General features: G+C 67.3%; 9 protein-coding genes. 6 read left to right on the top strand and 3 right to left on the bottom strand.

The features are described from left to right. The first annotated feature begins 151 nt into the window (after positions 1-151). Genes AB0G04_RS43845 through AB0G04_RS43830 form a run of 4 tightly spaced genes read left to right on the top strand, consistent with a single transcriptional unit; the run spans position 152 to position 4,123 of the window. Complete coding sequence (locus tag AB0G04_RS43845) at positions 152-1,369, top strand: hypothetical protein (protein ID WP_360996585.1); 1,218 nt, start codon at positions 152-154, stop codon at positions 1,367-1,369. After that, a complete protein-coding gene (locus AB0G04_RS43840; RefSeq protein WP_360996582.1) occupies positions 1,366-1,914 on the top strand; it encodes a hypothetical protein in 549 nt (182 codons plus the stop codon). Before AB0G04_RS43845 ends, AB0G04_RS43840 begins: the two co-directional genes overlap by 4 nt. Then, positions 1,911-2,573, top strand: a complete 663-nt coding sequence (locus tag AB0G04_RS43835; protein WP_360996579.1) for a hypothetical protein — start codon at positions 1,911-1,913, stop codon at positions 2,571-2,573. The genes AB0G04_RS43840 and AB0G04_RS43835 overlap by 4 nt, the downstream gene beginning before the upstream one ends. Beyond that, a complete protein-coding gene (locus AB0G04_RS43830; protein ID WP_360996576.1) occupies positions 2,570-4,123 on the top strand; it encodes a hypothetical protein in 1,554 nt (517 codons plus the stop codon). The genes AB0G04_RS43835 and AB0G04_RS43830 overlap by 4 nt, the downstream gene beginning before the upstream one ends. A 269-nt stretch (positions 4,124-4,392) precedes the next feature. Here the strand turns inward: AB0G04_RS43830 and AB0G04_RS43825 are convergent, their stop codons facing one another. Next, positions 4,393-4,875, bottom strand: a complete 483-nt coding sequence (locus AB0G04_RS43825; RefSeq protein ID WP_360996573.1) for a hypothetical protein — start codon at positions 4,873-4,875, stop codon at positions 4,393-4,395. 101 nt (positions 4,876-4,976) lie between these two features. After that, positions 4,977-6,020: a LuxR C-terminal-related transcriptional regulator gene (locus AB0G04_RS43820; protein ID WP_360996570.1), complete on the bottom strand. Its 1,044-nt coding sequence runs from the start codon at positions 6,018-6,020 to the stop codon at positions 4,977-4,979. Positions 6,021-6,509: 489 nt separating this feature from the next. Between AB0G04_RS43820 and AB0G04_RS43815 the strand changes: the two genes are divergently transcribed. Next, positions 6,510-6,959: a hypothetical protein gene (locus tag AB0G04_RS43815; protein WP_360996567.1), complete on the top strand. Its 450-nt coding sequence runs from the start codon at positions 6,510-6,512 to the stop codon at positions 6,957-6,959. A gap of 29 nt (positions 6,960-6,988) precedes the next feature. Here AB0G04_RS43815 and AB0G04_RS43810 read toward each other — a convergent pair whose 3' ends face one another. Further along, a complete protein-coding gene (locus AB0G04_RS43810; protein ID WP_360996564.1) occupies positions 6,989-7,345 on the bottom strand; it encodes a helix-turn-helix transcriptional regulator in 357 nt (118 codons plus the stop codon). Positions 7,346-7,605: 260 nt separating this feature from the next. Between AB0G04_RS43810 and AB0G04_RS43805 the strand changes: the two genes are divergently transcribed. Then, a partial coding sequence (locus AB0G04_RS43805; protein WP_360996561.1) for a peptidoglycan DD-metalloendopeptidase family protein occupies positions 7,606-8,569 on the top strand: 964 nt, incomplete at its 3' end.

The raw sequence follows: 8,569 nt of genomic DNA, 5'->3' as shown, positions 1-8,569 counted from the left end.
TCTTCGCCACCGCGGAAGTATCCACGGTGTCCGTCATGACAGTCATCAGGTGCGTCTCCTTGATCAGGAGTTACACCGTTGTTCTTACAGTCCCCATGGCGGACCTACCGGCCGGGCTCGCGGCCAACCACGGTGTTGTCGGCGGTGTCAGGTGACCGGGCCTGACGAGCTGCCGTTCGAGGCGGCAGCGGCCGACTCGACGGTCTTGGCGATCTACCGGCAGGTGTACTCGGTCTTGGCCCGCACGTCCGGCAGCATGATCGATGACTCTGACAGTGTCGACATCGACGAGGCGATCCTGAACGCGTTCGCACTCGCCGGCCCGGCCGGTCTGACAATCGAACAGGTATGTGCCGCCTGCAGTGCCTTCACCGAGAGTGCGGTGCGCCGACGGTTCGAGGTGCTGCGCTCGTACCGGGCGGTGTCGAAGGTGAACGAGCGGCCGAACGAGATGTACTACCAGGCCGCGTTCGCGCCGTACGTGATGCTGTTGTTCCTGCGTCGGCTGTCGCATACCGGCGGGCTGAGCGAGTTACATCAGCTGCTGTCGGTTGCCCGGCTGGCCATTGATGATGAGACGACGACGCTGGAGCAGGGCCGCGACCATCTGGTGCAGATGACTACCGTGTTCCGGCTGCTGGCGAACCCCATTATGCAGTTGGCGAAGTCCGGGACGGTCGAGTCGCTGCGCGAGCAGGCGGAGCCTCTGCTGGGCAATCAGGGGTTACTGGACCAGGCGACCGCGTACCACAACCGGGCGGCCGACATCTGGCCGCAGCTGCTGCCAGAGTGCACGGATCTGCGGCTGGCCGTCGCCGGGTATCGCGATGCGGTGGCAGCTGCTGCGGGCCGGCTGATCGACAAGGCGGGCCGGACGAGGGCCCTGGGATTGCTTCCAGCAGAACGGTGGCGGACCTTCGCCCGGCAGGCCAGTATCGACGAGCTAGCCGCGGCGGTCGACGGGCTGCTGTTCGACGCCCCAGACCCGTTCTTCACCGCGGAGGATTTGCTCACTGCGGTCGAAGATGGGTTGCACATCGACGCCGGGCGCACGCCGCCGCCGCGGCCGCGAATCGACGACGACGGACGGGCGGACCTGCCGGACACCGACGGTGACCTGCGGCTGCTTGCTGACCGAGCGGAGGAGTTCCTCGCCGGCGGGGATGAGGTCACCGTCGCGGCGCTGCTGGCCGCGGCCGGGGACTGGCCGACTGGGCGCAGGGTGCTGTCGGATCTAGCCGCGATAGGACTACGGCCCGAATTGCCCTACGAGTTGACTTGGGGTGCCGGGCTCCGTATCGACATGGACTCAGAGGTGACCTGGGTGAGCGACGGCTGGCTGCGGCGGAACACCGCGGTGTCATCGTGAACGAGCGCGAAACCGCGGTGTGGTGGGCGAAGGTCCGCTCCGGCGGGCCGCAGCAGGAACCAGCCGGTAGCCGCAGCCCGGACGGGATGCGCAGGCTGGTGGAATCGGACGCGCAGTCGGTGTGGCTGCTACCGCATCTGCCCGCCGGCGCCAGCCCGCATGTGCTGGCTGAGTACGGGCAGGAACCGGTGACGCTGCAGAACATGTCCGGGACGCTGCGGACCCTGGCCGCCTGCCTGCGCTGCTGCTGGGCCGACCCGGCAGCCGATCCGTGGCCGGGCCGGCTCGCCGGCCTTGAACAGGTTGGCACCGTTCTCGCCGCCCTGACGCCGGGCCGTGACCGGGTCAGCCGGCGTCGGCTGCTGACCGCTGGCCTGCGCCGTCTGGAAACGTCACGGTGGGTCTTGCAGACGCCCGGGCATGTGCGGCTCGGCCCTCGAGTGGCCACGTGGACGGCCATGGACCTGTCTACGTTGCGCGAGATGTGGCGGATGCTGCCCTCTCCCAACCCTCCCGTCGAGGGCCACCCGCGGGAGCAGGAATGAACAGCGACCCAAACGTGGTGTTCGACACCGTATTGGCCTCGCTGACCGACCGACAGCGCGAGAACGTCGAGGCGGCGTACGCGCTGCTGGAACACTCCCGGGAACCGGTCCACCGCCAGGAACTGCCCGCGCTGCATGATCCGACCAGCCGGGAACGACTCGAACAGCTGCTGCGCCGCACCGGCCGTACGCTCGTGGCCGTCGACGACGTCCGGTTCACCTCCGGCTACGACGACACAGTCACCGCGGAGCTAACCGCCGACGGCTGGCAGCCGCTGACACCGACAGAACGGGCCGTGCTCGTGCTGGTCCTGGTGTACTCGGTCGCGATCCCCCGCAGCGAGGAGCAGCTAAGCGCCGACACCTGGACGAGCGGCTTCCTGACTACTGAGACCGACCTGCTCAAGGATGGCAAGGTTCCAGCCGGCGCCGGGAAGGCCGCGCTAAGCAGACTCGTCAATTGCGGTCTGCTGGCCCGCCGCCGCGACCGTGCTGGTGGTGAAGGCGGCTACGTTCCTGGCCCGCAACTGCTGCGGCTCACCCCGGCCGCCCGCAGCCGGCTGCAGGACCAGTTGATCCTCGCCGCTGCCCCGAACCATCCACTTGCCGCCGCGATCCGCGAACGCCGAAACCGCACGAGCAGGGAGAGCATCCATTGACGGCACCGCACACGGCCGACGGCAGCACCAACGTCGACATCGTCGGGCCGCGCGTGCTCGCCGGCGTGCAGATGGTCAACATCTCCCGCCTGTCGACGCATCCCGTGCCGATCACCTCCCGCGGTTTGATCACTGTGGCCGGGCAGGGCCCCTCGGACTCCAACGGCGCCGGGAAGTCGTCGTTCATCGCCGGCATCAGCCTGCTGCACGCCGACGACCAGTGGCGGCTGCAATCCGGAGCGCAAGACGCCGCCGAACTGCTGTTCACCGCGGAGCTGGCCGGGCAGGAAGTGGTGCACGCCAACGCCGACCACGGCTACATCATCGGTGTGTACGTGCCGCCGTCGGCGCAGACTCTGCCCGAGCTGGAAGCCAACGTGCTGACCGTGTGGCTGCGGATCAACCGGCAGGCGCCGCACGTGGAGCTGCGATGGGCGCCGCGGCTGCACGTCGCTTTCGGTGACACCGAAAATGACCGCGCAGAAGGCGCCGACGGGCAGTGGGACGCGCTACCGCACAGCAACGGCCGCACCGACCTGCGGGCCAACAAACTCGCCCGCACCCTGTACGGGCAGACGGTGCGGTGCGTGTCGTTCCTGTCCACGTCGGTGCGGGCCAACGCCACCGCGAACCTGCTCGCCCAGCCGCTCAACGAGCTGACCCCAGAACGGATCTTCGACGCCATCGGCGCGCTGACCGGACTGAACCGGGAGATTGAGGATGAGCAGACGGCGCGGCAAGTCGAGTACCAGCACGCCGAGGAAGCCCGGCAGGCCCGCACTGACTACGAGTCCTGGAACACCCGGGTCAGCGTCATCGAAGACATGATCCACAGCCGGGAACAGGCCCGAACCCTGCGGGCCGAAGCCGACGACAACTGGCAGTCGCGGTGTGCCCGCCATCTGGTCGATGGGGTCGCTCTCGTCGAGGAGTTCGCCCATGAGGTCGGCAACCTTGACGCCACCAAGGCGGAGCTCGACGCGGCGATCGACACCGCCGACCAGGACCTGGAACGGCTGCGCGACGACAAAGCCCTTGAGGCGAACTTTCGCACTCGCAAGAAGGCCTACGACGACACCAAGGCAGCCGTCGACACGCTGGAGAAGCAGCAGACCACTAACATCGCCCAGATCGAGGTCCACACCACCGCCATTCGCGGATTTCGGCAGGCCGCGGCGGCCGCCGACGGCCGGACCGTTGAACAGGCCGAACAGGAACTCACCGCCGCCGACATCGCCGTCGAGGTGGCCCAACGTGCCGTAGGCGTCACCGAGCAGCGCCTACGCGACGCCAGCGACGAGCTCGCCGCTGCCGAACGCGGTGAAGACATCGCGGTCGCCCAGGTCCAGGCCCTACGTGCCGAGAACATCGTCGGGGTTCCGCTGGTCGACGTAATCTCGCTGACCGAACCGCAACGTGACCTGTGGGAGGCCCGGCTGCTGCCCTACCGGCACGCCGTCGTCGTGGCTGACGCCGCCGCGGCCGCAGCGGCCCTTGACAAGCTGCCCGGCTCCCTGATCGTCGAAGCCGACCCGACCGAACGTCGTTGACAGCGGAGCTCCGGCTACAGTGCGTGACTCGACCGGCGCGGTAGCAATGTCCTCACCCCCATGGAGCCACGGGCACACTGCACCGTCATCATCCCGGGCCGGCGGAACTCGTCCTCCCGGCCGGTGGCCGGCGCTGCTCGCCGAGCGAGAGCCGTTCCGAAACCAACGGAAGTGGAACGGCCAGCAGCTCGGCAAGGTGCGTCGTGCGGGTGGGAGCGGATTTCTAGGTTTCTGCCAGGTGGGGTACCCGGAGGGGTGTCGATGGTCGTTCAAAAGCAGGATCCGCAGACGCCGCTGCCGGGCTCGCCGGGCCGGACCGGTGGCAGCACAGTGCCGGTGTAGGTGCCGGCCTCGACCGGTTTGACGACCAGCGGGTCGCTGGGCTCCAGGGTCTGCATGAGGATGTTCAGGCGGCGTGGCGCCAATCTCGAGACGGTTACTCGAGCGCAGGTGATGCGTACGTTGTCGCCGGCCAGAACGCATACTCCGTACTCGCCGGCGACCGGCCGCGCGATCGCCGCGCCGAAGCCACGCGTGGCACCTGGGTCGGTGGATGGGAACAGCCGGACGTTGTACCCGGCTGCGGTGCCCGTGGATTGTCCTGCTGGATAGACGGCGAGTCGGATCCCGCCGTCGCTGACAGCCGGGGCGCACTGGACACCGCTGCCGGAGATAACCAGCCAGCGCTGGTTGGAGTCCAGTTCGGTGTCGTACAGGCGTGCTGTGGCGCACGGCGCCATGGTCCAGGACACCGGTGTCGTCAGCTGCGCTGATGCGCCAGCGGCGGGTGCTGAGCCGGTGAACAGGATGGCTAGTGTCGCGAGGACTCCGATTGCGCGACGAAGTTTCCGCATCATGACTCCTGTGAGGGTGAGGGCGATGGGTATCCGCCGGGGAGAGGCACGGCCCGGGCAGCGCCGAGGACCAGAGCGAGCTGGAAGCGATTGTCGACACCGAGGCGATCCATCAGCGCGCGCAAGGTGTAGACGACGGTACGGCGACTCAGTGCGAGTGCGACGGCGATCTCCGTCTCGCTGTGACCGGAGCTGAGCAGGGTCACAATGGTCTGCTCCCGAGTGCTTAGCATGACGATGGGTACCTCGGGTTTGTAAGGGTTGTGGGCGGCACCCCAGAGTTTGTAGAAGAGTCCGGTCAGGTGCGCCACAGCGTCCACGTCGGTCAGCAGGATCGCGCCGGCTTCGAAGTTGGCTGGATCGGCGGGAAAGAGTGCGGCGCGCCGGTCGAAGACCATGAGCTTCATCGGCAGCGACGCGGCTACCCGGTGTTCAGCCCCGGTAGGGACTTCGTCGCGGTGGATCCCGTCGCGGGGCGTCAGGCTCAGCATGCGCAGCCGGATACCCCTGGACAGCATGGACCGGTCGAGCGGAGCCGCTGCGGCGGCGGCGTCCGCGCTGATCACGTCCTCGGTGTTCACGGCCAGGTGCTCGCAGCGTTCCGCAGCGACCAGCTGGGCGATGCGGGTCCGGGCGGTCGTCCTGGTCGGTAGGCGGCATACCGAGGCCGCCGGAAGACGTTCCAGTTGCAGGCCGGAGACCGCAGCGATGTGCTGGCGCAGTCGCTCGTCATACGCCTGTGGGGTCCGTCGTCGTTGAAGCGTCGACAACACCTGTTCGGCGGCGATGGCGTGCCAGGTCCGCGATCGTCCCTGGACACAGATCCGTACCGCACCGACGGCGGCGAGTTCGTCTAGGGCCCGGCTGATCCGCCCCATCTCGACCCCGAGGTGGCGGGCCAGCAAGAGTGACGTACTGGGTCCGAGCATGGCGAGTGCCCGATACGTCAGATCGGCGTGCGGCGATAGTCCCCACCGGCCCAGTGACGGCACAACCGTGGACACCGAGCGCGGCGCAGCAACTGTTGCCTGTGCCAGATTCACTTGCTACCTCCCCCGTGACAGCTCCACGAACTGCATCGCGGTTCGTCCTCCGGCGCCAGCTCTCCGCGTCAGTTGCTTGCTCATTTGCGCAATGCCCCGCGGCAACCGGAGCCGCCATTGCGCGCATGCGCAGCCGATCCGCCGAGACGGCTCGACGGCCGCGGCGTCGGGATGGCGGAATTCATCCCGTCAGCGGGGCCGGACCTGGTCCCCGAGGAGCCGAACGACACGGAAGGGGTTACATGAAACGCGACCGATTCCTGAGGAGAACAGGGCCCGGCGGCGCAGTCGCCGCCACCGCAATCGCGGGAGCCCGGCGTCCGGATTTCGTCCGGACCTGACCCGCGGCAGGGATTGGCCGCCGGCAATCGCCGCTGGGTTTGCGAGCTTCCTTGTAGTCGTAGTCACCCTGTCAGCCGCGCCGGGAGTGCGGCTATTCGCGGGACTCTCTGCGCCGCACCCCATTGACTTTTTGAGAGAGGAACATTCATGAACCTGCGACGGAAGATCGGCACGAGTGTGGCCACAGTGGTGATGGCCGCCACCAGCACGATAGTCGGCGCGGCTCCAGCCCATGCCGCCCATCGGTGCGGCGACGAGTTCATCGGCATCCCCTACAACCAGGACGCCCGCACGACGCTGATGGAGAGGACGGAACACGGGGTCAGGATCGAGCTGAAGATCAAGCAGTTCCCGGATGTGGGGGAGGCCGTGTTCGCCCGCATATCCGGCGCTACCCGGTCGGGGGAACAGGTCTGGCTCGACTGGTCGTACACGGGTGGTGACGGCTGGGCGCAGTGCGGACCCTTCACCGTCTCCGAAAGGAACAAACCCAACACCAGCGCCGCGGCAGACCGGTACTCGGGCCGGGGGACGCTCACATTCCGGGCCTGCGCTCTCGTCCGCGGTGGCGGCTACTGCACCGAGTGGTGGACGTGATCAACCTGAACGAGGCGCGGACCAACGGCTCAGGATCGCCAAGTTGCATGTGCAGCTGAGCATCGCCCGATCTGGGGGCCATAGCCCCGCCCAGCCCGCCAGAAACGGGTTATGTGTGGCGGCGGGCGGGTTGACACCTCAAGTTGGCCTCGTGAGGACGCAGGTGTTCCAACCCGGCGAGCCTCGGCATTTGTCGCCCCGCACTCCCGCGCCCACATCTTCACCATGCTCCAGCTGGTCGGAATGGTCTCGCCCGGTGCGTAGCGGTGCAGGCTGGATTTGCTAGCAGACAATCTTTTTGACAATGCCTCGAAGATTTGTCCGCTGCGGTCTTTGAGTGCCGTCAGGGCGTCGCCTAGAGCCCTTCCGTTGGCCAATCCCCACATCAACTTCCCTCAATGACCGCGTGTCGGGCGGCGACCCTCGTCCCCGTCTGACCAAAGCGCAGTCAGCACCCCCGTCCCCTCCCGCCCCGCAGGCACATGTGGAGGGATGGCAGCCAGCACGCAGACCGCGGCTCAGCGCCGACAGGTGAGGAAAGCCCTCTCCTAATTAACCTGGAATACGACATTGATCGTCGTAAATAGACGATTTGATATGTCATGAAACGTGTCGGCGCCAGCGTCCTATAACCGAAGGAGAATTCGTGCCTCTCAGTCACTATCACCCATTTAAAGCCATGCCGGACGCGACGTATACGGCGTGCGCGGGAGCGTTCGTCCGAGCCTGGCTCGTAGGCATTCTGGCCACCCTCACCTTGATGCTGCCCTTGTTCGCCGCACCAGCGGCGGCCGGTCCCGGCCCTTCGGATCCGGGCTCCCCCGCAGAAGCCCCACTGCGGGCTGCCGAAGCCGTATCGGTCGCCGCCGGACCGCGCCCTCTGTTTCAACTCCCGTTCGCATGCCAGGCCCGGGTTCGACTAAGCACCTACGCCGGCCACGGTGACTATGACATCGACATGAGCGCGGCCGAAGGAACGCCACTGCTCGCCTCTGCGAGCGGCACCGCCTACCGCGGGCACAGCACCAGAGGCGGTTACCAGGTGAGCATCCTGCACGACAACGGGTGGCGCACCCTGTACCTGCATCTGCGGGCCGGCTCGTACCGCTTCGCCGACGGCGCCCGCGTCGAGCAGGGCCAGCACGTCGCCGACACCGGCAACACCGGCACAGACACCAGCGGACCGCATCTGCACTACGAGCAGCAGAACCAGATCAACGGTAGTTGGCGTGCGGTGCACGCCTGGTTCAACGGCAGGCCGTCCGACATCACCGACGATGCCCGCGCCAACAGCTACGTCGACACCAGCCAGAACTGCGGTCAGCCGCCGGTGCCAGCGGGTGAGCGGACACCGTTCGCCGACATCACCGGCGACGGCCGCGCCGACATGATCCAGTTCCACGGCCCCGGCAACGAAGTCATCGTCTACAACAACCGCGGCTGGGACCAAGCAGACGTCTTCGCCGGCTACGACCGCCGCACCCTCACCTCGAACTTCGACCCAGCTCGCACCAAGTTCGCCGACATCACCGGCGACGGCCGCGCCGACATGATCCAGTTCCACGGCCCCGGCAACGAAGTCATCGTCTACAACAACCGCGGCTGGGACC

The sequence above is a fragment of the Actinoplanes sp. NPDC023801 genome (genome assembly GCF_040639655.1).
Classification (GTDB): Bacteria; Actinomycetota; Actinomycetes; order Mycobacteriales; family Micromonosporaceae; genus Actinoplanes.
The sequence above is the reverse complement of the archived record's forward strand: the minus strand, read 5'-3'. Positions and strand labels throughout refer to the sequence as shown.